This is a genomic window from Streptomyces sp. A3M-1-3 (assembly GCF_024213665.1).
Lineage (GTDB): Bacteria > Actinomycetota > Actinomycetes > Streptomycetales > Streptomycetaceae > Streptomyces.
On the sequence record NZ_JANAVP010000009.1, the window covers coordinates 218,927 to 239,539 of the forward strand.

Genomic DNA, 20,613 nt, shown 5'->3' on the forward strand with positions numbered 1-20,613 from the left:
CGTGGCATGCTCCGGTCAAGGGGGCATGCCCCCTTGCGTGTTCGGCCGCGCGACGCTTGGGTGACCCGAGTCACACCAGGGGGCGAGTGGGAAGGCGGCGGCCGGAGATGACGGACACCACGGAAGGCAGCGCGGAGGGAAGCGCGACAGGAGGGGTGCCAGGAGAGGCGCCAGGGGGGAAAAAGGACACGGGAGGGATCATCTCCCCGCCGCGCGCCTCCAGCTGGAAATACATCGGTCCCGGCATTGTCGTGGCGGCGACGGGCGTCGGCGCCGGGGACCTCGTCGCGACGCTCATCGCGGGCAGCAAGTTCGGCTACACCCTCATGTGGGCCGCCGTCATCGGATGCCTCGTCAAGATCTCCCTCGCCGAGGCGGCCGGCCGCTGGCACCTCGCCACCGGCCGCACCCTCTTCGAGGGCTGGCACAGCATCGGCAGGTGGACCACGGTCTACTTCGCGATCTACGTCGTCATCTGGGGCTTCGTGTACGGCGCGACGGCGATGTCGTCCAGCGCCCTGCCCATCGTCGCGCTGTTCCCCGACGGGCCCGGCCTCAAGACCTGGGCGATCATCGCCGGCCTGATCGGGCTCGTCTTCGTCTGGTTCAACCAGTACGCCGTCTTCGAGAAGGTCATGACGCTGCTGATCGGCGTGATGTTCGTGGTCGTCGTGTACGTCGCGATCCGCGTCGGCCCCGACCTGGGCGCCACCCTCGCGGGCCTGGTCCCCGTCCTGCCGGACGGCTCCCTGCTCTACACCCTCGGGCTGATCGGCGGGGTGGGCGGCACCATCACCATGGCGGCGTACGGGTACTGGGTGAACGCCAAGGGATGGACCAACTCCGGCTGGATGAAGGTGATGCGCCTGGACAACAGGGTCGCGTACATCACCACCGGCATCTTCGTCGTCGCCATGCTCATCGTCGGTGCCGAGCTGCTGCACTCCTCCGGTCTCGCGCTCACCAAGGGCGACCGGGGTCTGATCGACCTCGGCGTGATCCTCGAGGACCGCTACGGCACGGCCACCGCCAAGCTGTTCCTGATCGGCTTCTTCGCCACGTCCTTCTCCTCGCTCATCGGCGTCTGGCACGGCGTCAGCCTGATGTTCGCGGACTTTGTGGAGCGGGTCCGGCGGGACCGCCGGGGCGTCCCCGTGGACCGGGGCACGGTGGAGGAGGTAGCGGCTGGTACGAAGGAGCGTTCGCTGCCCTTCCGGGCATATCTGCTCTGGCTGACGTTCCCGCCGATGGCCCTGCTCTGGCTGGACCAGCCCTTCGGCCTGGTCGTCGTCTACGGGGTACTGGGCGCCTTCTTCATGCCCTTCCTGGCGCTGACCCTGATCTGGCTGCTCAACTCCACCCGTACTCCGCCGGAATGGCGCAACGGCATCCTGAGCAACGTCATGCTCGCGGCGGCGGGCCTGCTGTTCATTGTCCTCTGCGTCCAGCAGGTACGGGAGCTTCCGTGGTGACCGGCACGCCATAGGCGACGCGGGACAGATCCTCGGCACTGGGCAGCAGCGCGCGCATCTCCTCGGGCAGGGCGGCGTACGTACTGATGGCGAGTGGGGCGTTGTTGCTCTGCAGGGCGTACTCCGCCATGCCCGGATGCCGGCTCTTCGCGATGAGAATCCCGAGCGTGGGGTCGTCACGCTCCTTGTCGCGGACCAGGTCGTCGACGACGGTGACGTAGAAGCCGAGCTTGCCGATGTGCTCGGGCTCGGCCTTCGTGGTCTTGAGCTCGATCACGACGTACCGGTGCAGCCTGCAGTGATAGAAGAGCAGGTCGATCCGGTACTCCTGGTCGCCGACCTTGATGGGGTACTGGCGTCCCACGAACGCGAAGCCGACTCCCAGCTCGGTGAGGAACTGGACGAGGTTGGCGACGAGGGCATCCTCGAGGTCGCGCTCCGAGTGATCCTTGGTGAGCCGGGTGAAGTCGAGGTGGTACGGATCCTTGACCACCTCGGTAGCCGCTGCGGACTGCTCCGGCAAGGTGACGTCGAAATTGTTGGCCGCGGCGCCCTGGGTGAGGTGAAGCCGGCCGAGGATCTCGGTGTCGAGCCGGTTCCTCGACCAGCCGAAGTGGACGGCGTGCTGGGCGTAGAAATCCAGCTCGAAGCGGGTCTTGCACTTGTCCATCAGGAGCTGGAGGTGGCCCCAGGGCAATTGGCCAGCAACTTGCTGGCCAATTGACTCCGGCCAGAGCCGGGCCATCTGCTGCATGTACTTCAGGTTGGTGCGCGAGAAGCCCCGCTGGTTCGGGAACGCCGTCCTGAGCTCCACCGACACCCGATCGATGACCTTGGCGCCCCACCCCTCCCTCTCCCGTCGATCCAGCAGCGTCCGGCCGATGTCCCAGTACATGCAGATCATCTCTGTATTGACCTTGAGCTGGGCGCGGACGTGCGCCTGGCTGACGATCGCTTTGAGGTCGTCGATCAACTCAAAGAAGCCTGTCGGCAGTTCGCCGGCGGGTGCGGGGAGGGCGGGCTTGGCCGCATGTGCGTCTGTCACATGCACACATTCACACGGGTGCGCTCGGCCGTCGCTGTCCGTAATGGATCTTTCCGCCATACGAGTGAAGTCGGGGTCCGCGGGCTGACGCGGTCGCACGCTCGGCAGCGCCGCCGGGGGAGCGGCGGCGCTGCTGTGTGCGGGGGTTACGGGAGGTTGTGGACGTGCGGTCCGACCGCGTTGGACCAGGCGTTGCCCGCCTTCGCGTCCCAGTTCGTGGACCAGGTCATCGCGCCGCGCAGGCCCGGGTAGGTCTTGGCCGGCTTGAACGATCCGCAGTTCGTGCCGCGGGCCAGGCAGTCCAGCGCGTTGTTCACGACGGACGGGGAGACATAGCCGCTGCCCGCCCGGCTCGGTGAGGCCGGCAGGCCGAGTCCGACCTGCGACGGGGCGAGGCTCCGTTGTTGAAGTTCTGCCATTGACGATTCTCTCCCGGCTGGAGCCGGAAGATTCCCTTCGGCTACGAGTAAGTGGCCGGTTGGGTTTCACGCGTCCGCCTCCGCTGGTGGGCGGGACTCGGCACCGTGCGGCGCCTGCGCGTGCTGTTGATGTCCGAGCCACCCGTCCGGCGGGCTCGGGCCTCGATCTCCACCGAGGCATTGTGGTCCGCGTCGTCCTCGTGCCCGCAGCGCACACAAGCGAACAACCTGCCGCAGCCCTTGCGGGATTCCGGATCAACTCTCCCGCATGCCGCGCAGGTCTGCGAGGTTTGAAATGGCGGCACTGTGCGCAGCTCGGAGCCGTACAGGCGGCATTTATAGTCCAGTTGTCGCCTGCGTTCACCGGGGCAGTTGTCCAGGACCGAGCGGTTGAGTCCGGCCTTGGCCCGCACTTTGCGGCCTGGTTGTTGGGGGGTGCCTTTGGCGCTGGCGGTCATACTGGTCACGCGTAGGTCCTCGATACCGACGAAGCCGTGATTTTTGGCGAGATCGGTGGTGAGCTGGTGCGTGAAGTCCTGGCGCCGGTTGGCTTCCCGGGTCTTCAGTTTCGCGATCTGTGCGATGGTGCGGCGCAGCCGGTTGCCGTACTTGCCTGCGTTCTGTTTCTTGGCGTGGGTGAGCTGGCGGGCCTTGCGCTGCTCCAGGTGACGCAGTCGGGCCCGCTCGTGGTCGGTCAGGCCCGGGGGTTTGATGCGCGGCTTGGTCTCGGTGGACACATACGCGGAGGCGGCCACGCCGAAGTCGACGCCGCAGCCCGGCTTGCCGTTCGGTGCCGCCGCCTTGATCCCGGTCGCGACGCCGAAGGCGATGTGCCAGCTGGCCCCGTCCCGGGAGACGGTGGCGTTGCGGATGGTGCCGCCGAGCGGCCGAGAGAGGCGGAAGCGAACCCAGCCCAGTTTTGGCAGGCGCACCTCGGCCCAGTGTCGATTCAGCTTGCGCACCACGACCGCCTGCCCCGGCAGCGGGATGGACAGACGGCTCCCCCGCTTCTTGAACGCCGGGAATTTCGCCGCGTGTTCGGGATTGAAGAAGTTGTCGTATGCCGCGTCCAGACGCCGCAGTACCTGCTGGCCGGCCTGTGCGGGCAGCTCGGCCAGCCAGGCCAGCTCGCTCTCGGCGCGAGCTTCGGTGAGATACCGGCACTGCTCCACAGCCCGGACCGTCCGACCGCGCTGCTCATACACATGGACGCGCTGCGCGAGGGCCACATTCCATAGGGCGCGTGCCTTATGCCCCCACCCGGTCAGGACCTGCTCCTGATCCACCGTGGGATACAACCGGTACCGGCGCCCCATGTCTGCCTTCACGTGCCGGAATTTAGCATTGGTTTACGGCTGATGCGACCCGGATTCGGACAGGAAACCCCTGTGCTTTCCTGATGCACGCACACTTGGTCTTCGTGACCAGATACCGGCGTAACGTGTTCACCGATGTTCATCTCACCCGCCTGGAAGTCCCGCTCGACGGCCGGTTCGTGCGCCTGACCGTCGCGGAGATGGGGTGGAGGCGTGGGCCGCAGGCAAGTGGTGGCGCCGACCGCTGATCGGGTGCTGACGCGGGAGGGCAGTCAGGTGGATGTCGACCGGACGGAGGACGGGACATCGCGGGCCTCCCCGCTGCATACCGCCCCTCACCCTCTGTGGATCACGTTCGCACCGACCGTTATGCCGACCCTGCGTGTATATGGCCGTCGACCCCCGGCCAAGATCGCGTGAATACCGCAAAGTTGGGGGTTCTCCCTGCGTAAGACACGGATAAAGTGCAGGTGCAGGAGGACACCGCTGGGGCGACGGCGACGGCGACGGCGACGGCGGCGCGACCCGAGCCGACCCGACCACCGGCGCAGGTGTTCCCCTGATGGGCAGCGCCGCGACTACTTCCGGGGGGAACGAGACGTGCCGATCGCGATAGCCGTCACCAGTGCCGATCTGGTGCTGCCTCCCCAGGACCCGCACACGCCCCTGGCCGCCGTACTCAAGTCCCCCGACAAGCTGCCTCTCGAAGGCTCGCTCGCCGAAATGAACTCCCTGCTCGAACAGCACGGGTATGTGGTCGCCCTCTACCCGGCCGCACTCCCGGCGGCCGTTTCGCAACGACTGCACACCGTCCGCTGCATTCTGGAGAGCGACCGCGTCGCACTGCTGGAACTCGATCTCCCGCCGCTCGGAATCGCTTTGCTCGTACGGCAGTTGAGGCAGCTGTCGATCTGCGACTTCAGCCCCGGAGTAATCGCCTCCGCGGCCCGGCTGCTCTCGCACTACATCTACGCCGGCGCACTGCTCGGCTCGGTCGCCCGACTCGACCGCGTACCGGTCAGTCTCAAGTCCCACGCCAAGTCCTGGGTGCCCGGATCCCAGTTCGCCGTACTGGCCAATCCCACCCCCCAGCTGATCAAGCTGGGCGGCCCGGCCGCCGGCGTCCTCACAGGACCCGAATTCGGTACGCATCTGCTGTTCGCGCAGGGTCAGCTCCAGTCCGACTGGGTCACGGAGACGCTCGCCCCCGCCTGGCAGGTCCAGGGCGTACAGGAGACCCTGCTCCCCGCCGACTCGGCGGGCTGGTGGGCGACGCCCCGGCTGATCGAGTTCGCGGCGGCGATCCCCGACATCTCGGTCCTCTACCAGCTGGTGTCGTCCGTCAGGCGCGAGAAGTGCCGCTGGTGCGGTCTCGAACTCATAGGAGACCGCTGCGGGTTCTGCTCCTCACCACTTGCCCCGCCGCAGCCCCTGCCCGCCGTGAAATCGAGGTAGTCCGGTCCATGAACTCACGCCAGCGCCGCGGCATCATCCTGCTGCTCCTGTCGGTCCTCTGCGCCTTCGGCGCATTCGCCGGCGTTCTCTCGGTGATCAGCGATGTGAATTCGAAGGTCGGACCCGAGGTGTCCGCGTACCGGCTGAAGAGCGACATCCCGGCGTACGACAGTCTGGAGGAAGGGCAGTTCGAGAAAATCCGGATGCCCAAGCGGTGGCTTTCCGCGAATGCCGTGACCGACCTTTCCGTCGTCAACGGGAAGATCGCCGTCACCCCCCTGAAGAAGGGCTCCCTGCTCCAGACGGACATGATCGTCAAGGAGCCCGAACTCAAGGCGGGCGAGCAGGAAATCGCCATCATGATCGACGCGGCGACCGGAGTGGCAGGCAAGATCAGACCGGGCAACAAGGTCAACATCCTCGCCACCTTCCCGGGCGAGAAGGAGGGCCTGCCGTCCCGTTCGGTGATCATCGTGGCCAACGCCCGGGTCGTCGACGTCGGCCGGCTCACGCCTCTGGAGCCCGGCGACAGCGACCGGCGCCGCCAGCAGGCCACCGAGGCGGTGCCGATCACCTTCGCCCTCCCCACCAAGGACGTCCAGCGGGTCGCGTACGCGGAGTCCTTCGCCGAGCACGTGCGCCTCGCCCTGCTGGCCCCGGGATCGGACACCTCGCTCCTCCCGGGCGAACGCACCTACACCCTTGACGGGGACAAGTGAGGCTCGGATGACCACTCGCATCCTCCCGGCCGTCGGTGACCCCGACGCCGCCCGGTCCATCACCACCCTCCTCAGCCAGCTCCCGAACGCCGAGCCGGCCGCACCCGTCGCCGACTCCACCTCACTGCTCGACACCCTCGCCCGGCTGGCCGGGGAGTCGATCGACGAACTGCCCGAGGTTGTACTCGTACACGAGCGGATCGGTCCGGTCCCGGCCCTGGAGCTGATCCGGGAGGTGGCCCTCCGCTTCCCGGCGGTCGGCGTCGTACTCGTCACCACGGATGCCGGCCCCGCTGTGTTCTCCGCCGCCATGGACTCCGGTGCCCGCGGCCTGATCGGCCTGCCGCTGTCGTACGAGGAACTGGCCGCCCGGGTCCAGGCCGCCGCCCAGTGGTCCGTCGGCGTACGCCGCCACCTCGGCAAGGGCGGTGACGTCTTCACCGGCCCCGGCGGCACCGTGGTCACCGTCACCGGCGCCAAGGGCGGGGTCGGCACGACCTTCGCCTCCGTACACCTGGCCCTCGCCGCCCAGGCGTCGGGCCGGCGCGTGGCGCTGGTGGACATGGACCTCCAGGCGGGCGACGTCGCCTCGTACCTGGATGTGCAGTTCCGCCGCTCGATCGCCGACCTCGCCGGCATCCAGGACATCTCGCCGCGGGTGCTCCAGGACGCGGTGTACGACCACACGACGGGGCTCGCGCTGCTGCTCGCGCCCGGCGAGGGCGAACGCGGCGAGGAGGTCAACGACCGGGCCGCCCGCCAGATCGTCAGCGCGGTGCGCAACCGCTACGAGGTCGTGGTCGTCGACTGCGGCACCCAGATGAACGGCGCGAACGCCGCGGCGATCGAGATGGCCGACGTGGCGGTACTGGTGACCACGCCGGACGTGGTGGCGGTGCGGGCCGCCAAGCGGATGGTGCGCATGTGGGAGCGGCTCCAGGTGCGCAAGGCGGAGGAGACCGTGACCGTGGTCAACCGCTACACGAGGAACACCGAGATCCAGCCTTCCCTGATCGAGAAGATCACCAAGACCCGGGTGGCGCGTACCCCCGTACCGGCGAACTTCAAGGAACTCCAGGCGGTGGTCGACGCCGGCCGCGTGCAGGACCTTGACAGCAAGAGCGTGGTGAAGCAGGCGCTGTGGGGGCTGGCCGGGGAGCTGGGCCTGGTAAAGGTGCCCGAAGGGCCGGAGAAGTCAGGCAAGTTCCGCAATGACCGGGGCTCGATCGGCATCCGGCGGCGCGGGGCCGGCAGCGCCCCGGCAGGACCGAGGAGGCGAACCGAGTGAGGGACGTACGAACCGACCGGCGATTGCGCTCCGACCGAGGTCAGACCGCAATCGAGTTCGTGGGAGTCACACCGCTGATCATCTTCATGCTGGTGGTGCTGTGGCAGTGCGCACTGATCGGCTACACCTTCAGCCTCGCGGGCAACGCGGCGGACATGGGGGCTCGGGCCGGTGCGGTGGGGGACGACTGCGGGGCGGCCATGGCGGAGGATCTGCCGGACGCCTGGGACATCGAAGGCGGCTGCGAGGAGGCCGGCGGCATCGTCAGGGCGAGGGCCACGCTCCACGTCCCCGTGCTGGTACCAGGGGTACTCAACTTCCCGATGGCCGTGGAGGGCGAGGCGGGCGCTGCGAAGGAGACGCCATGAGCGGAAGCAGGAAGGCGGGCCGGGAGCGCAGTCGGGCGGGCCGGGAGCGCGGTCGGGCGGGCCGGGAGCGCGGTCAGGTGGCCATCGAGTACGTGGGGTTCATCCCGCTGCTGCTGATCGTCGCGCTGATCGCCATCCAGGTCGGTATCGCGGGCTACGCCATGTCGCAGGCGAGCACGGCGGCCAGAACCGCGGCCCGCGTGGCCGGCCAGGACGATCCGGCGGCCGATCCGGAAGCGGCCGGAAAGGCGGCGATCAGCGGTTGGCTGGCGGACGGGACCGAGCTGGAGGGCGGAGCGTTCGGCGACGAGGCCACGTACACGGCCACCGTCCAGATCCCGTCGCTCATCCCGATGTTCGACTTCGGAGCCGCCAAGCGATCGTCCACGATGCCCCGCGACTGAACAGCGCGCCAGTGCGCCCAGTACCGCCAGAACGAGTAACGAGAACGAGAACGAGACCGAGAACGAGAACGAGGGAATCCGAGGAGTCCGAGGAGTGCACCCATGAGTCTGCGGGCACGCGTCACCGCCCCCGACGAGCACAGCGGGGGGAGGGAGGACGGCCACCTGGTCGCCTCCTACCGCGCCAAGCTCCTCGAGGAGATCGACCTCGCCGAGATGTCCTCTCTCGCGACGGCCGAGCGGCGGGCGCGCCTGGAGCGCGTACTGGGCCACATCATCAGCCGCGAGGGCCCGGTGCTCTCCACTGCCGAGCGCTCACAACTCATCCGCCGCGTCGTCGACGAGGCGCTCGGGCTCGGCGTCCTGGAACCCCTCCTCGAAGACGCGTCGATCTCCGAAATCATGGTCAACGGCCCGGACCAGATCTTTGTCGAGCGGGCCGGCCGGGTCGAGCAGCTCCCGCTGCGCTTCGCGTCCAACGAGCAGCTGATGCAGACCATCGAACGCATCGTCTCCACCGTCAACCGCCGCGTGGACGAGGCGAATCCGATGGTCGACGCCCGCCTCCCGTCCGGCGAACGCGTCAACGTGATCATCCCGCCGCTCTCCCTCACCGGCCCCACCCTCACCATCCGGCGGTTCCCCCGCGCGTTCACCCTGCGGGAGATGATCAACCTCGGCTCGCTCGACGACCAGATGCTGCTGCTGCTCTCCGGACTCGTCCAGGCCAAGATGAACGTCATCGTCTCGGGCGCCACCGGCACCGGCAAGACGACCCTCCTCAACGCCCTCTCGGGCCTCATCCCCGAGGGCGAGCGCATCATCACCATCGAGGACTCCGCCGAGCTCCAGCTCCAGCAGGCGCACGTCATCCGACTGGAGACCCGCCCGCCGAACGTCGAGGGCAAGGGCCAGATCACCATCCGCGACCTGGTCCGCAACTCGCTGCGTATGCGCCCCGACCGCATCATCGTCGGCGAGGTCCGCGGCGGCGAGACGCTCGACATGCTCCAGGCCATGTCGACCGGCCACGACGGCTCGCTGGCCACGGTCCACGCCAACAGCGCGGAGGACGCGCTGATGCGGCTGCAGACCCTGGCGTCGATGTCGGAGGTGGAGGTGCCGTTCGAGGCGCTCCAGGACCAGATCAACAGCGCGGTCGACGTTGTCGTACAGCTGACCCGGCACGGCGACGGCTCCCGCCGGATCACCGAGATCGCGATCATCGACTCGCACGGCCGTGATCCCTTCCGTATCACCTCCGTGTGCCGTTTCGTTGCCGAGCCGATGGCCGCCGACGGCAGGGTCTACGGGCACTTCGAGTACTACCCGCTCCCGCGCCGCATCGCCGAACGGCTCTACATGAACAACCAGCCGATCCCGCAGGCGTACGGGGTCGCCGCCTCCGAGGACCAACTCGCCACCAGAGAAGCCATCTAGCCATCCAGCCAACTGGACAACTGGGCAACTGGACAACCAGCGGACCGCCCGACCAGGAAGCCGAAGCCGACCAGGAAGCTGATCAACAGCCATGAACAACATCGCGCTACTCACGATCGGCGTCACCCTGCTGGGCGGCGTCCTCGTGGTCATGGGCGTGCATGCCTACTCCTCGGGCCAGGCACAGCGCGCGGCCCTGGTCGACCGCCTCTCGATGACCGGCCAGCTGCCCGCGGCCGGCCGCGAGCGCCGGTTCCGTGGGGTGGACCGGCGGCTGCGGAGGACCGCCCTCGGCAAGCGGATCGAACTGAAGCTGGCCGCGACGGGCCTGGACCTCACCCCGGGCGAGTTCTTCGTCTACATGGTGGCGGGCGTCGCCGGTCTGTGGCTGGTCGCGGCCTCCATGCTCGCCTCGTTCTTCGGCCCGGTGGCCGGCCTGATCGGGCTCTGGGCGGCCAACGCCTTCCTCAACTGGCAGCGCAACAAGCGCATCGAGAAGTTCATCAACCAGCTCCCCGAACTCTCCCGCATCCTCGCGAACGCCACTCAGGCCGGTCTCGCGCTGCGTACGGCGATCAGCATGGCGGCAGAGGAGCTGGAGGCCCCAGCCGGCGAGGAACTCTCCCGGGTCGCCGACCGCCTGGCGGTGGGCCACTCCATCGACGACGCCCTGGGCGAGCTGGCCGAACGGCTCCCGTCACGCGAACTCGTCGTCCTCGTCACGACCCTCGTCCTCTCCAACCGTGCGGGCGGAGCGATCGTCGGCTCGCTGCGCAACCTCACCGTGACGCTGGAGGAGCGCAAGGAGACGCGGCGCGAGGTCAGGACACAGCTCTCGCAAGTGACCGTCACGGCATACGCGATTCCGGTCTTCGGCCTCGGCTCGCTGCTCCTCCTCGACGCGATCATGCCGGGCGCGCTCGACCGTATGACCGGCGCCCTGATCGGCCAGGCCGCCGTGATCATTTCGATCGCCCTGTACGCGGTCGGCTTCGCGGTGATCCGCCGCCTGTCCAAGATCGACGTCTGAAGAATCCGAGGAATCTGAGGGAGGGAGGGCGGACATGGGACTGCTGCTCGCATTCGTGGTCGGCCTGAGCGTCATCGGCGCCATCCACGGCATCCGGATGTACCGGGCCGACGCCAAGCTCCCCGGAGACCTGGCGATCGCGCTGGAGGTCGGTTCCTCCCGTACGACCGCCGTCGGTTCCGGCATCGACCGGCTGGGCATGCGGTGGGCGCCCACCGTGCTGCGGATGATGGGACCCAAGCGGGTCAACAAGAAGCGCAAGCAGATCGACATGGCCGGAAACCCGGCCGGCCTGACCATCGACCGCTACGCCGCCCGCCGCGCGGTCTACGGCTTCCTCGGCCTCCTCGGCGCCTTCTCGATGATCATCCGCGGACAGGTCGTCCTGTCTCTGCTGATGATCGCCTTCGGCCTGTTCTGGATAGAGGTCGGCATCTGGTCGGCGATCCGCGTACGCAAGGACCACATCGAGCGGACCCTGCCCGACTTCCTCGACGTACTCGCGGTCGTGGTGAGCGCCGGACTCGGCTTCCGGCAGGCGCTGGAACGCGTCTCCGAGAAGTACAAGGGCCCCTGGTCGGACGAACTCCGCATCACGCTGCGCCAGATGGACATGGGCGTAGGCCGCCGGCAGGCGTTCCAGCAACTGCGCAAGCGCAACGACTCCGAGCAGGTGGCGCAGTTCGTCACCGCCCTCCAGCAGGGCGAGGAGCTCGGCGCCCCGATCGTCGACACGCTGATCCAGATCGCCGAGGACATGCGCCGCACCGACGCGCAGAACGCCCGCCGCAAGGCGTCCAAGGCCGTACCGAAGGCGACCTTCGCCGTCACCACGTTCATGCTGCCGGGGACGCTGATCCTGCTCGTCTGCGGCTTCGTCTACGGCGCGGACGTCGACTTCGGCGCCATCACGGGGGGCTGACGGTGAGAGGCGAGGTGCCGGGCCCATGACGATACAACTCAGCCGTAGGCGCGGCGAGGTGATGACCACTCGCGCGGACGGCGGACGGCGGGAAGCACTCCCGGCCCTGCCGCTCCCGGCCCTACCGCTCCAGGTGAACGCCCTGCAAGCCATGTGCCGGCAGGTCTTCGGCTTCCGGCTGGCGATGATCGGGATCGGCACGCCCTTCGCCCTGGAAGGGACCGAGCGCGGCCTCGCCACCTGGCTGGTGGGCGGCGCGGTGGTGATCACGTTCATGGGCTCGTACGTCCTCTTCCGGGACTGGGAGCGCTTTGGGCCGCTGCTGCTGCGGCACCCCTGGCTGCTCGCCGTCGACATGGTCTTCAGCAGCCTGCTGCTCCTCACCGCCACGCCGGAATCGACCCTGGGATACGTCACCGTCTGCACCCCACTCCTGGCCGGACTGGTCTACGGCTGGCGTGGCGCGGCGTACTTCGCCGCTCTTCAGGCGCTGATCCTCGCCGGGGTCTACGCCGTCGACCCGAAGCTCGAAGCATCAGCCTCCAGCGCGCTGATGCTCCCCGGCTTCTGCATCATCGCGGGAGCGGTGGGCGTGACCCTGCGCAACCTGATGTTCCGCTTCGGTACGGCGAGCCAGGCCCTGACCGAGACGCGTGCCCGCCTCGCCGTGTCCGAGGCGGTCGCGGACGAGCGAGCGCGCCTGGCGCGTGAGATGCACGACTCGGTCGCCAAGACCCTGCACGGCGTGGCGCTCGCCGCCGACGGACTCGCCTCCTCGGCCGACCGGATGGACCCGAGCACGCTCAAGCACCAGGCCGAGCTGGTCGCACGGTCCGCCCGGCGGGCTGCCTCCGAATCACGCGAGCTGCTGGCGGACCTGCGCCGCGAGGGCGACCTCGACACGACGGGGGTACTCGTCGCCGACGAACTGACGGCGCAGGTACGCGACTTCACTGCCCGTACGGGCATCCCCGCCGACTTCCGCCCGCTGGGCCCGGCGCCGGCCCCGGCCATCCCTCACGCGGTGGCCCGCCAGCTCCTGACCGTGGCCGCGGAAGCCCTGGAGAACGCCCACCGCCACGCCCACGCCACCCACGTGACCGTCGAGGCCGGAATCCTCGACGGCATGCTCCGGATCAGCATCCGCGACAACGGCCGCGGCCTGCCGCCCGGCACCACGCTCGACGAACTCCGCCGGGCCGGGCACTTCGGCCTCGTCGGCATGGTCGAACGGGCCGCCGGCATAGGCGCCCGCATCCGCATCGGCCGGGGCCGCACCACGTCCGGCACGGAGGTACGGCTCGACCTCCCGGTCGCGGCCCTGACCCCGGGCGGGGCCGCCGCAGACACACAACCTGACCCGACCTGACCCGACCTTTCCGAGAGGAGGCCGCACCATGCCGGAAGAGACGCCGTTCACCGCGTTTCCCGATCCCTTCAGCCAGGCGCCCCTTCGCGTCGTAGTCGCCGACGACAACCCGGTCGTACGTGCAGGACTCACCGTCCTGCTCGGTGGCCGCGACGACATCCAGGTGGTCGCCGAGGCCGCGGACGGCCGCGAGGCGCTCCGGATGACACAGCAGCTCCGGCCGGACGTGGTGCTGCTCGATGTCCGCATGCCCGGCGTCGACGGCATATCCGCGCTGCCGTACCTGGTCCAGGTGGCACCGGTGATGATGCTGACGTACAGCCGCGAGAGCGAGATCGTGCGCGAGGCGCTGCGGCTGGGCGCGGGCGGATACCTGGTCCACGGCGAGTTCACGGCCGACCAACTCGTCGGCGCGGTACATGACATACGGGCGGGCCGCGCCCACTTCACGGCCACGGCCGCGAACGCGCTGCTCGCGCAGGTACGCGAGGGAGGGGCCGGACTGGGCCGACCAGGTGCGACTGCACACGGCTTGCCGGCGCGGCACGCACCGACTTCATTCAATCCGAGTCAAAACACTTCGCACACGCAACGCGGTGTGGGACAGTCTCACTTCGGGCTCAGTTCGAGGGAGGTGGAGGTAATGGACCTGATCGCGTCAGGGATGAACAACCTGCAGATCGCCGCCACTTGCTTCATCAGCGAGAAGACCGTGAAGAACCACATCAACCGCATCTTCGCCAAGCTCCACAGCGCCAGCCGCAGCGAGGCGATAGCGGTCTGGCTGGGCACGGTCCACGGCACGGGCGGCAGCCATGACTGAGCGGGGGAGGACCCACGGATGGCTTTGGGCCTCGCATTGGGCCCTGGGGCCCTCTGGCGCTCCGGTCGTTCGGGCGTACGTTGCTCGTAACGCCTTGGCTGCTGATGAGACTTGCGCGCTGATCGCTCGCCGGTCGGCCGGACCCGGAGGAGATTCCCATGTCGAACAACCCGATGCTGAAGGCAACCGTCGACACGAATGTCCGCGTGAACGGCTGGGCCAACACGGCGATCACGAGGATCCAGAAGCGGTACGAAGCGAAGGACCGCGGCCAGACGGCGTTCGAGTACCTGGGGATTATCTTGGTGGTGGTGGCGATCATTGGTGGTATCGCGGCTACGGGAATTGGCGGGGCGATTCAGGCACGTATCGCGGGGCTCGTCGCCACGATCACCGCAGGCGAGTGATCAGGCGTCTTCGCTGCGACCAAGGGCAGGCCTTCCCCATCTACATCATGATGGTGGCGGGCCTGCTCTTTGTTGCGCTCGCCTTCTTTGCGGTCGGTCAGGCTTCAGCGACACGGAACGGTGCGCAGGGAGCGGCCGACGCGGCCGCGCTCGCGGCGGCGCAGGAAGCGCGCAGTAACTTGATCCCAGGTTTCGACCTTGAACGCCTCGATCCTGAGGGGTGGGAGGACCTGCTCGATGGCAACGGGTTCGACCTGACTGGGGCCTGTGGACGGGCTGCTGATCTCGCGGCCAGTAACGACTCGACGGTCGTCGAATGTCTGCCCCCAACGCTGGCGAATGAGTTCACGGTTGAGATCGAGACCAATTACACGGTGGGCAATTCGGTGATCCCCGGCACTGAGGATCGGCACGCTGCCGCTTCAGCGACGGCCGTGATCGAACCACGTTGCGACTTGCTGCCACGTCCCGTCCCTGGCAACGATCAGCCGCCTGGTGACGACGAGAGCGGTGAAGAGCGGACGCCGGTCGAGTTCAGGTGCGACGGGGGCGAGACAGTGGAGTTTGATCCCTTGGATCCGATCTCCTGGACCGACCTTGGGAAATTCCTCTTCTCCGTGCGTCTGGCCGACTGACAGCGAACGACAAGCAAAGGAACCGGCACTCATGAGTATTCGGCACACTACGAAGGCCCAAAGGGGAGCAGTAGGGTTGGCCATGGCAGCTGCATTGTCCCTCGCCGTGGCCGGCTGCGGTGGAGACGAGAAGAAGCCAGAGTCCAGCACCTCGTCCGCACCTTCTACGGACACGGGCAAGCAGTCGGACAACACCCCGGTCGATGACCAGCCCGATCCGAACGTGAAGTTGGCTGAACTCAAGGGTGCGGGCAATGTCCTGCTCACTATCAACGCCGTCGAGCGGGACCCCGGTGGCTTCGTGACAGTCAGTGGGCAGATTAAGAATCAAGGCACCGAGATCTTTGTGAACAACTTCCCATGGAGGGGGACTGAAACTGAAGTTGTGCGCAAGAACGGAAACTCGGTAGCCGGTGCCACGCTGGTCGACGATGTGGGCAAGAAGCGCTACTACATCCTCCGTGACACGGATGGTCGCTGCCTTTGCACCAATGGCATCAACCCGATCAAGCCAGGTGAATCGATTCCTGTCTTCATGCAGTTCCCTGCGCCTCCGGAGGGGACCTCGGAGGTCGAATTCTCCCTCCCGACGTTTCCAACCGCGACGCTGAAGATCGCTGCGTGAGTGCCGACATGACTGGTACTCATGTGTACATCGCGAAGCCGCGCGGCAGGCTGACTCTCGCCACCTTTGTGATGCTCGCGGCCATCCACCTACCCACTGCGTCCCAGGCCAACGCCGATGAGCAACCCAGTGTTCCCCCTGGCACCGAAGCTTCCGCCGAACCCCCGGTCGAGGTGGACGGCAACGCGCCGGGCCTCAAGCTGCCGGACGGAGCAACTCTCGCGCCCCCCAAGGTCCTCGACATCAAGCAGGTAGTCGAAGACCTCGGCGGCGAGGAGCGTCGCGAAGACACCAACGCCGACATCAAGCTCGCGCTCCAAGCAGAGGTGCTGTTCCCCAAGGACAGTGCCAAGCTCAGCAGCGCTGCCACCGCCCGGATCCAGGCCATCGCCGACGAGATCAAGAAGCAGGACGCCAAGAAGATCCGCGTCTTCGGCTTCACCGACAACCTCGGCTCGTCCGCCCACGGCGACGTGCTCTCGAAGCAGCGCGCCGACGCCGTGCACGGGGTGCTGACCCAGGCGCTCAACGACGCCGGCATCACCTACGAGGTGCGCGGCTACGGCGAGCAGTACCCCATTGCCGACAACAACAGCGAAGAGGGCCGGAAGAAGAACCGCCGCGTGGAGGTCTCCTTCCCGCGCGGCGAGACCTCCCAGAACTGAACACCCATGCGCCGGGCCGTGCTGATCTGCCCATGCGGTCAGGCCCGGACGCGATGTGCCGCCGTCAGACCCGCTCGACCTGGGCCTTTGTGCCGCACAGTTTGTTCATGTCGTCGACGTCGGAGGTGAGGATGATACGCGGACCCGCGTAGCCGAGCGCCGTTGCGGCGACGACGGCGTCGATGGCGTACTTGTGCCCGTGCAGTCCGGCGTCGCTCAGCAACTCGATGGCGCGCCAGGTGATTGCTTCCGTGACAGGAAGAACCTCCAGCCTGGAGACGTACCAACGGAAGCGATCCATCCGAACCTTTGCGTGCCAGGCCTCAATGAGTGTCAGGTCGCTGACGGCGACCAGCGTGTCATTGGACTGTGCTGCCCGGATGAAGGCCGTCACCGCTCGGTCGGCACTGACGGCCTTGCTGAGGCCTTCGCTGTCGAGGAGCAGGACGCCGTTGCTCAACTGGCCTCGCGGCCGTGCCATGCGTCTTCACCCTGCCCCGCCTCATCTGCGTGCTCCTGCGCGGCCAGCGCCTCGGCGCTGCGAAATGCCTGAGCGGCTCGGTCGTGCATCTCCTGAGGAATTGGTCCAGTTTCGGCTTCATTCGCTTGAAGCAGCTCTTCCAGCAGGTCACGCTGTATCTGTCGCTCCACGGCGGCGCTGATGTACGCGGAAAAGCCCCTCGCGCCGACGCGTGCCTTCACCGCCGCGATGCGTCCTGCGGGCATGGAAACGCTGACCTTCTGAGCTGGGCCTTCGTCCGACTGATATGAGGAAGAGGAGTCCATGGGGGACAGGGTAGCAAACCTCGTGGCAATCGGAGCGGGGGTCAATGTCATCTCGCGTGCGGACCAGGCGCGCCCCGGCGCCCCTCGCCCTACAGCAGGTGGTCCGCCTTGCCAGCCTTGATCTCGCGGATCAGGTTCCGCAGGGCGTCGCGGCTGTTCGTGAGGTGACGGTCCTCCTCGCCGAGGACGGCGATGTAGCCGTTGCCGTCAGCGTCCGTGCCGAGCCGGAAGCAATTGTTTCCTTCGGCGCAGAGAGGGTCTTCCCAGCGAATCTCCTGCATAGCGGTCCTACCTCTCGGCGATCAGCCGGACGGGCTGGCCTGTGATGCGAGCGATTGTCTCGAAGTCCGGGTCCTGGTGCAGGACGGTGAGCTTGTGGTGCTGGGTAGTGAGCGCCGCGAGAAGGTCGACCGGGCTTGCGCATTGATGCCAACCCTTGTCCGCAAGTCTCTGCTGCAACGCGGCGGTCTCCTCCCAGACCGAGTCACGCATGGGGTAGTGGGGGAACGTCTCCCCCGGGAGCCCCTCTGCCTCGTAGTAGGCCGGGCGACCGCCGACGGCTCGCAGGTATCCCTGCCGCACGAGTTCGCACAGGCCGACAAGCCTTGCGACCACGAGCTGATCCCATGCCGGACTGCTTTGGCGTCGGTAGGAGTGGATGCGTGCCTGGTGTCGATGAGGAACGCTTCGCTCACGCGGCGGACTTCCCCTTCTTGTCACGGACAGGCTCACCGTCGGATTCGATGGACGAAAAGTCGATCTCGCCCTCAGTGACCATCTGGCGCATGCGTTCCACGGCGGCCGCTCTGCGACGCCGATCAACGACCTCGCGCAGTGCGGCGTTAATGGTGTCCTTCTTGGTGGTGGTGCCCAGGTGCCGGGCGGCTTCGTTCAGGGCTTCGTCGTCCAGATCGGTCACAGCGCGAGACATGGAGACCCCCAGGGTCCGTATATACGTGGCTGCCTGCAGCGCCTACAGCAGGTGGTCGGCCTTGCCGGCCTTGATCTCGCGGATCAGGTTCCGCAGGGCGTCGCGGCTGTCCTTGATGTAACGGTCCTCCTCGCCAAGGACGGAGATGTAGCCGTTGCCGTCGGCGTCGGTGCCGAGCCGGAAGCAGTTGTTTCCTTCGCCGCAGAACGCGTCTTCCCAGATGATCTTTGTCATGTCGTCCTCCCCTTTAGAGCTGTCGAGCGATGCCGTAGATGAAGTCCCTCGATTCCCCGGAGGGGAGCGCTGTCTGGTCCATCCACTCCAGGTGCGACCGGTACTTGGTGAGCTGGCTGTCTGCGTTCATGAACTCGGGGCCGTGGGCGGAGTCGAGCTGCACGGTGTCGAGTTGGGCGACGGCTGCCTCCGCGTAGAGCAGGGCGTGGCCGGCGCCAGGGAAGGCGCCGCGATCGACCGGGATGACCCTCAGCTCGATTCGTTTGTGATCCGAAGCGGCACAGAGGTGGTCGAGTTGCACCCGCGTCACCTTGCGGCCGCCGAACTGCATCCGTAGCGCTGCCTCGTGGATGTAACCCACGTAGTCGAGTGGCGCCTCCCGCTCGAAGACTTGCTGGCGCTGCATGCGGTGAGTTACGCGCAGTTCGACCTCCAGACGGGAGAGTGGCGGGAGAACTGCGCTGAAGATTGCCCGCGCATAGTCGTCCGTGTGGAGAAGGCCAGGAAGGTGCACGGTCTGTGCGGTGCGCAGGCGAGCTGCGTGCCACTCAAGCTCCGCGATGTCCAGTAGTCCGGGCGGTAGTGTGCCTCGGTACTGCTCCCACCAACCGCGCTCACGGTTCTCGGCAATATCGGCCAGAGCGTCAATGTAGGCGCTGTCAGCACACTCGTAGTTGCTGGCCAACGTCCGTACGCGATCGGCGCTGATGGGGCGGATACCCGACTCCATATTGGAGATCTTCGTCCGGTCCAGGCCGAGGAGCCCTGCGGCGTACTCGGTTGTCGCTCCTGCGGCCGTACGCATCTTCCGGAGCTCGGTGCCCAGTCGCTTCTGACGTTCCGTGGGGGTGGGTCGCGTCGGCATGCTGCCCCTTCTCGGGCGGATGGTCGGGCCCAGTCTGCCGTCGTACGCCTGCGCCAGTCCACTCTGTGAGGTAATTGCCTCCAGATTCAGGGACACGAGTGCCCCCACGTCGGTACATTGAGTAACGCACCACTCACGCAAGGCGAGTTGGAAGTGCATCGCGCGAGCCTGCCCGCAGCCTCCTCCCCTGGGAGGGGCGGTCTCGTGCCAGGGAGACAAGCCACTGCCCGCCGCTGCGTACGTATGGACAGGAGTCAACACCTCCATCCCCAGTAGGAGTTCCTCGTGACCGCAACAGCGAGCTTCACCACGTGTCCGGACGCCGCAGACTTCCCCGCCACCCCACCAGCCCCCGACACCCTCATGTACAGCCTCACCCTCCCCGCCGCGGCGGTCAGTGCCGCGATCGCCCGCGCCGCCGCGCGCGTGGTGCTCGACACGCACGGCCTGCGCGCGCTCACCGACCCCGCCCTCCAGGTGGTCAGCGAACTCACGACCGCAGCATGCCGGTTCACCGCGTCGGACGAGGTGTACCTCTCCCTCCGGTACCGCGACAACGCCCTGCGCGTGATCCTCTACGACGGCCACCCCCGCCACACCCACCCCCGCCTCGCCGCCGCCTGTGACGCCCGCCGGCGGTCCGCCCTGCGGCTGCTCGCCTGTGTCGTGCGCGCCTGCGACGGTGATTGGGGCTTCGGTGACGCCCGCGAACCGGGCGGCGGCACCCGGATGTGGGCCGTACTCCCGCACGCAGGGGCCACCGCCTACGGCGCGCGGCCCTGAGTGGCGCCCCCACCCCCGTGCGTCCGGCCGGCGGCCGGGCCACCTGTTCGGGTGATCAGCGAGACAAGCCTCGTGCCCGTCATCACTGGCCTCCCTCGGCTTTCCGTATGAGCGAGTCGTATGACATCGAGATGGAGCACGAAGTGCGGCTCTGGCTGGAGACTCTGTCCGCACAGCACTATCGCCAAGCAGAGGAGAAGGCCGAGCTTCTCGCGGCGTATCCGACCACGCTTGGCGAGCCGCACTCCCGTAACCTTGGTGATGGTGTCCCTGAGCTGAGGTTCAGCCCTGACGGCAATGCCATACGCGTGACGTACTGGCTGGCTCCTGGCTGGCTCCTGGAAAACGGATCGTTCTGCTCAACGTCTTCCGAAAGTCGAAGATGCGCGAGGACGCGGAGGTCAAGCGTGCCAAGCAGGTCCGGATGCATTGTGAAGAGACGCATGGTCCCGCGCACCGAGTGTTCACCCGCGATGTCCAGGAGGAGCTGTGAACCACGCACGCTGGAAGCTGGCTCGCGAAAGGAAGATCACCGAGGGGTTGGGACCTGTTGTCTCGTAAGACCACTCTTGTGAGTGATAGTGCATTTTGGTGAGTGTCATTACGGTCGCG

27 protein-coding genes and 1 pseudogene are annotated in these 20,613 nt (G+C 67.4%); 18 read left to right on the forward strand and 10 right to left on the reverse strand.

Annotated elements, in window-relative coordinates; translation table 11 throughout:
- Positions 1–107: 107 nt before the first annotated feature.
- On the forward strand, positions 108–1,472 hold the full coding sequence (locus NLX86_RS13285) for an Nramp family divalent metal transporter (protein WP_254371855.1): 1,365 nt from the start codon (positions 108–110) through the stop codon (positions 1,470–1,472).
- Here the strand turns inward: NLX86_RS13285 and NLX86_RS13290 are convergent.
- The 3 genes and pseudogenes from NLX86_RS13290 to NLX86_RS13300 all read right to left on the reverse strand — a co-directional run bounded on the left by NLX86_RS13290 (position 1,429) and on the right by NLX86_RS13300 (position 4,264).
- A complete protein-coding gene (locus NLX86_RS13290; RefSeq protein WP_254371856.1) occupies positions 1,429–2,517 on the reverse strand; it encodes a PDDEXK nuclease domain-containing protein in 1,089 nt (362 codons plus the stop codon). The two genes, NLX86_RS13285 and NLX86_RS13290, sit on opposite strands and share 44 nt — an antisense overlap.
- 146 nt (positions 2,518–2,663) lie before the next feature.
- Positions 2,664–2,912: pseudogene (locus NLX86_RS13295) on the reverse strand (chitinase); the annotation flags it as partial.
- A 65-nt stretch (positions 2,913–2,977) separates the two neighbouring features.
- Entirely contained in the window at positions 2,978–4,264 is a 1,287-nt protein-coding gene (locus NLX86_RS13300) for a transposase (protein ID WP_254371857.1), read from the reverse strand.
- A gap of 92 nt (positions 4,265–4,356) precedes the next feature.
- Here NLX86_RS13300 and NLX86_RS13305 point away from each other — a divergent pair, with 92 nt between their 5' ends.
- From NLX86_RS13305 to NLX86_RS13375, 15 genes are all read left to right on the forward strand, one after another.
- A complete protein-coding gene (locus NLX86_RS13305; protein ID WP_254371904.1) occupies positions 4,357–4,500 on the forward strand; it encodes a hypothetical protein in 144 nt (47 codons plus the stop codon).
- A 352-nt stretch (positions 4,501–4,852) separates the two neighbouring features.
- Positions 4,853–5,707 (forward strand): hypothetical protein, encoded by an 855-nt coding sequence (locus tag NLX86_RS13310; protein WP_254371858.1) that lies wholly within the window; start codon positions 4,853–4,855, stop codon positions 5,705–5,707.
- A gap of 8 nt (positions 5,708–5,715) precedes the next feature.
- The gene (cpaB, locus tag NLX86_RS13315; protein WP_254371859.1) at positions 5,716–6,426 is read left to right on the forward strand and encodes a Flp pilus assembly protein CpaB; all 711 of its coding nucleotides are present in this window, start codon (positions 5,716–5,718) and stop codon (positions 6,424–6,426) included.
- Between the two features lie 7 nt (positions 6,427–6,433).
- Positions 6,434–7,714: an AAA family ATPase gene (locus tag NLX86_RS13320; protein WP_254371860.1), complete on the forward strand. Its 1,281-nt coding sequence runs from the start codon at positions 6,434–6,436 to the stop codon at positions 7,712–7,714.
- On the forward strand, positions 7,711–8,082 hold the full coding sequence (locus NLX86_RS13325; RefSeq protein ID WP_254371861.1) for a TadE family protein: 372 nt from the start codon (positions 7,711–7,713) through the stop codon (positions 8,080–8,082). Before NLX86_RS13320 ends, NLX86_RS13325 begins: the two co-directional genes overlap by 4 nt.
- A complete protein-coding gene (locus NLX86_RS13330; RefSeq protein WP_254371862.1) occupies positions 8,079–8,486 on the forward strand; it encodes a TadE/TadG family type IV pilus assembly protein in 408 nt (135 codons plus the stop codon). The genes NLX86_RS13325 and NLX86_RS13330 overlap by 4 nt, the downstream gene beginning before the upstream one ends.
- Positions 8,487–8,588: 102 nt before the next feature.
- Complete coding sequence (locus NLX86_RS13335; RefSeq protein ID WP_254371863.1) at positions 8,589–9,926, forward strand: CpaF family protein; 1,338 nt, start codon at positions 8,589–8,591, stop codon at positions 9,924–9,926.
- 91 nt (positions 9,927–10,017) lie between these two features.
- The gene (locus NLX86_RS13340) at positions 10,018–10,956 is read left to right on the forward strand and encodes a type II secretion system F family protein (RefSeq protein WP_254371864.1); all 939 of its coding nucleotides are present in this window, start codon (positions 10,018–10,020) and stop codon (positions 10,954–10,956) included.
- Positions 10,957–10,990: 34 nt separating this feature from the next.
- A complete protein-coding gene (locus NLX86_RS13345; protein WP_254371865.1) occupies positions 10,991–11,878 on the forward strand; it encodes a DUF5936 domain-containing protein in 888 nt (295 codons plus the stop codon).
- 61 nt (positions 11,879–11,939) lie between these two features.
- A complete protein-coding gene (locus NLX86_RS13350) occupies positions 11,940–13,247 on the forward strand; it encodes a sensor histidine kinase (protein ID WP_254371899.1) in 1,308 nt (435 codons plus the stop codon).
- Between the two features lie 28 nt (positions 13,248–13,275).
- Entirely contained in the window at positions 13,276–14,070 is a 795-nt protein-coding gene (locus tag NLX86_RS13355) for a response regulator transcription factor (protein WP_254371866.1), read from the forward strand.
- A 158-nt stretch (positions 14,071–14,228) separates the two neighbouring features.
- The gene (locus NLX86_RS13360) at positions 14,229–14,477 is read left to right on the forward strand and encodes a hypothetical protein (protein WP_374213875.1); all 249 of its coding nucleotides are present in this window, start codon (positions 14,229–14,231) and stop codon (positions 14,475–14,477) included.
- Positions 14,474–15,112 (forward strand): pilus assembly protein TadG-related protein, encoded by a 639-nt coding sequence (locus NLX86_RS13365; RefSeq protein WP_308409590.1) that lies wholly within the window; start codon positions 14,474–14,476, stop codon positions 15,110–15,112. The genes NLX86_RS13360 and NLX86_RS13365 overlap by 4 nt, the downstream gene beginning before the upstream one ends.
- Positions 15,113–15,194: 82 nt before the next feature.
- Entirely contained in the window at positions 15,195–15,737 is a 543-nt protein-coding gene (locus tag NLX86_RS13370; protein ID WP_254371902.1) for a hypothetical protein, read from the forward strand.
- Between the two features lie 71 nt (positions 15,738–15,808).
- The gene (locus NLX86_RS13375) at positions 15,809–16,402 is read left to right on the forward strand and encodes an OmpA family protein (protein ID WP_254371903.1); all 594 of its coding nucleotides are present in this window, start codon (positions 15,809–15,811) and stop codon (positions 16,400–16,402) included.
- A gap of 64 nt (positions 16,403–16,466) precedes the next feature.
- On the opposite strand, the gene NLX86_RS13380 is transcribed toward NLX86_RS13375, so the two are convergent.
- The 7 genes from NLX86_RS13380 to NLX86_RS13410 form a co-directional block, all read right to left on the reverse strand.
- Complete coding sequence (locus NLX86_RS13380) at positions 16,467–16,883, reverse strand: PIN domain-containing protein (RefSeq protein WP_254371867.1); 417 nt, start codon at positions 16,881–16,883, stop codon at positions 16,467–16,469.
- Positions 16,859–17,188 carry a hypothetical protein gene (locus NLX86_RS13385; protein WP_254371868.1) on the reverse strand — a complete coding sequence of 110 codons (330 nt, stop codon included), beginning with the start codon at positions 17,186–17,188 and terminating at the stop codon, positions 16,859–16,861. The genes NLX86_RS13380 and NLX86_RS13385 overlap by 25 nt, the downstream gene beginning before the upstream one ends.
- Positions 17,189–17,277: 89 nt before the next feature.
- Positions 17,278–17,469 carry a hypothetical protein gene (locus tag NLX86_RS13390; protein WP_254371869.1) on the reverse strand — a complete coding sequence of 64 codons (192 nt, stop codon included), beginning with the start codon at positions 17,467–17,469 and terminating at the stop codon, positions 17,278–17,280.
- Positions 17,470–17,476: 7 nt separating this feature from the next.
- A complete protein-coding gene (locus tag NLX86_RS13395) occupies positions 17,477–17,803 on the reverse strand; it encodes a VapC toxin family PIN domain ribonuclease (protein ID WP_254371870.1) in 327 nt (108 codons plus the stop codon).
- Between the two features lie 76 nt (positions 17,804–17,879).
- Positions 17,880–18,119, reverse strand: a complete 240-nt coding sequence (locus NLX86_RS13400; protein ID WP_254371871.1) for a type II toxin-antitoxin system VapB family antitoxin — start codon at positions 18,117–18,119, stop codon at positions 17,880–17,882.
- 42 nt (positions 18,120–18,161) lie between these two features.
- Positions 18,162–18,353, reverse strand: coding sequence for a hypothetical protein (locus NLX86_RS13405; protein ID WP_254371872.1), 192 nt, complete (start codon positions 18,351–18,353; stop codon positions 18,162–18,164).
- 13 nt (positions 18,354–18,366) lie between these two features.
- Entirely contained in the window at positions 18,367–19,218 is an 852-nt protein-coding gene (locus tag NLX86_RS13410; RefSeq protein WP_254371873.1) for a helix-turn-helix transcriptional regulator, read from the reverse strand.
- Positions 19,219–19,503: 285 nt separating this feature from the next.
- On the opposite strand from NLX86_RS13410, the gene NLX86_RS13415 reads away from it, so the two are divergent.
- Together NLX86_RS13415 and NLX86_RS13420 are read left to right on the forward strand one after the other, a co-directional pair.
- The gene (locus tag NLX86_RS13415; RefSeq protein ID WP_254371874.1) at positions 19,504–20,001 is read left to right on the forward strand and encodes an ATP-binding protein; all 498 of its coding nucleotides are present in this window, start codon (positions 19,504–19,506) and stop codon (positions 19,999–20,001) included.
- 131 nt (positions 20,002–20,132) lie between these two features.
- The gene (locus NLX86_RS13420) at positions 20,133–20,576 is read left to right on the forward strand and encodes a type II toxin-antitoxin system RelE/ParE family toxin (RefSeq protein WP_308409592.1); all 444 of its coding nucleotides are present in this window, start codon (positions 20,133–20,135) and stop codon (positions 20,574–20,576) included.
- The last annotated feature ends 37 nt before the right edge of the window (positions 20,577–20,613 follow it).

Coding starts and splice junctions, on each gene's coding strand:
- NLX86_RS13285 (WP_254371855.1), top strand. CDS start 108: ATGACGGACACCACGGAAGGCAGCGCGGAGGGAAGCGCGACAGGAGGG.
- NLX86_RS13335 (WP_254371863.1), top strand. CDS start 8,589: ATGAGTCTGCGGGCACGCGTCACCGCCCCCGACGAGCACAGCGGGGGG.
- NLX86_RS13375 (WP_254371903.1), top strand. CDS start 15,809: ATGCTCGCGGCCATCCACCTACCCACTGCGTCCCAGGCCAACGCCGAT.
- NLX86_RS13390 (WP_254371869.1), bottom strand. CDS start 17,469: ATGCAGGAGATTCGCTGGGAAGACCCTCTCTGCGCCGAAGGAAACAAT.
- NLX86_RS13370 (WP_254371902.1), top strand. CDS start 15,195: ATGGCAGCTGCATTGTCCCTCGCCGTGGCCGGCTGCGGTGGAGACGAG.
- NLX86_RS13410 (WP_254371873.1), bottom strand. CDS start 19,218: ATGCCGACGCGACCCACCCCCACGGAACGTCAGAAGCGACTGGGCACC.
- NLX86_RS13400 (WP_254371871.1), bottom strand. CDS start 18,119: ATGTCTCGCGCTGTGACCGATCTGGACGACGAAGCCCTGAACGAAGCC.
- NLX86_RS13320 (WP_254371860.1), top strand. CDS start 6,434: ATGACCACTCGCATCCTCCCGGCCGTCGGTGACCCCGACGCCGCCCGG.
- NLX86_RS13330 (WP_254371862.1), top strand. CDS start 8,079: ATGAGCGGAAGCAGGAAGGCGGGCCGGGAGCGCAGTCGGGCGGGCCGG.
- NLX86_RS13405 (WP_254371872.1), bottom strand. CDS start 18,353: ATGACAAAGATCATCTGGGAAGACGCGTTCTGCGGCGAAGGAAACAAC.
- NLX86_RS13360 (WP_374213875.1), top strand. CDS start 14,229: ATGTCGAACAACCCGATGCTGAAGGCAACCGTCGACACGAATGTCCGC.
- NLX86_RS13420 (WP_308409592.1), top strand. CDS start 20,133: ATGGAGCACGAAGTGCGGCTCTGGCTGGAGACTCTGTCCGCACAGCAC.
- NLX86_RS13340 (WP_254371864.1), top strand. CDS start 10,018: ATGAACAACATCGCGCTACTCACGATCGGCGTCACCCTGCTGGGCGGC.
- NLX86_RS13355 (WP_254371866.1), top strand. CDS start 13,276: ATGCCGGAAGAGACGCCGTTCACCGCGTTTCCCGATCCCTTCAGCCAG.
- cpaB (WP_254371859.1), top strand. CDS start 5,716: ATGAACTCACGCCAGCGCCGCGGCATCATCCTGCTGCTCCTGTCGGTC.
- NLX86_RS13385 (WP_254371868.1), bottom strand. CDS start 17,188: ATGGACTCCTCTTCCTCATATCAGTCGGACGAAGGCCCAGCTCAGAAG.
- NLX86_RS13380 (WP_254371867.1), bottom strand. CDS start 16,883: ATGGCACGGCCGCGAGGCCAGTTGAGCAACGGCGTCCTGCTCCTCGAC.
- NLX86_RS13350 (WP_254371899.1), top strand. CDS start 11,940: ATGACCACTCGCGCGGACGGCGGACGGCGGGAAGCACTCCCGGCCCTG.
- NLX86_RS13345 (WP_254371865.1), top strand. CDS start 10,991: ATGGGACTGCTGCTCGCATTCGTGGTCGGCCTGAGCGTCATCGGCGCC.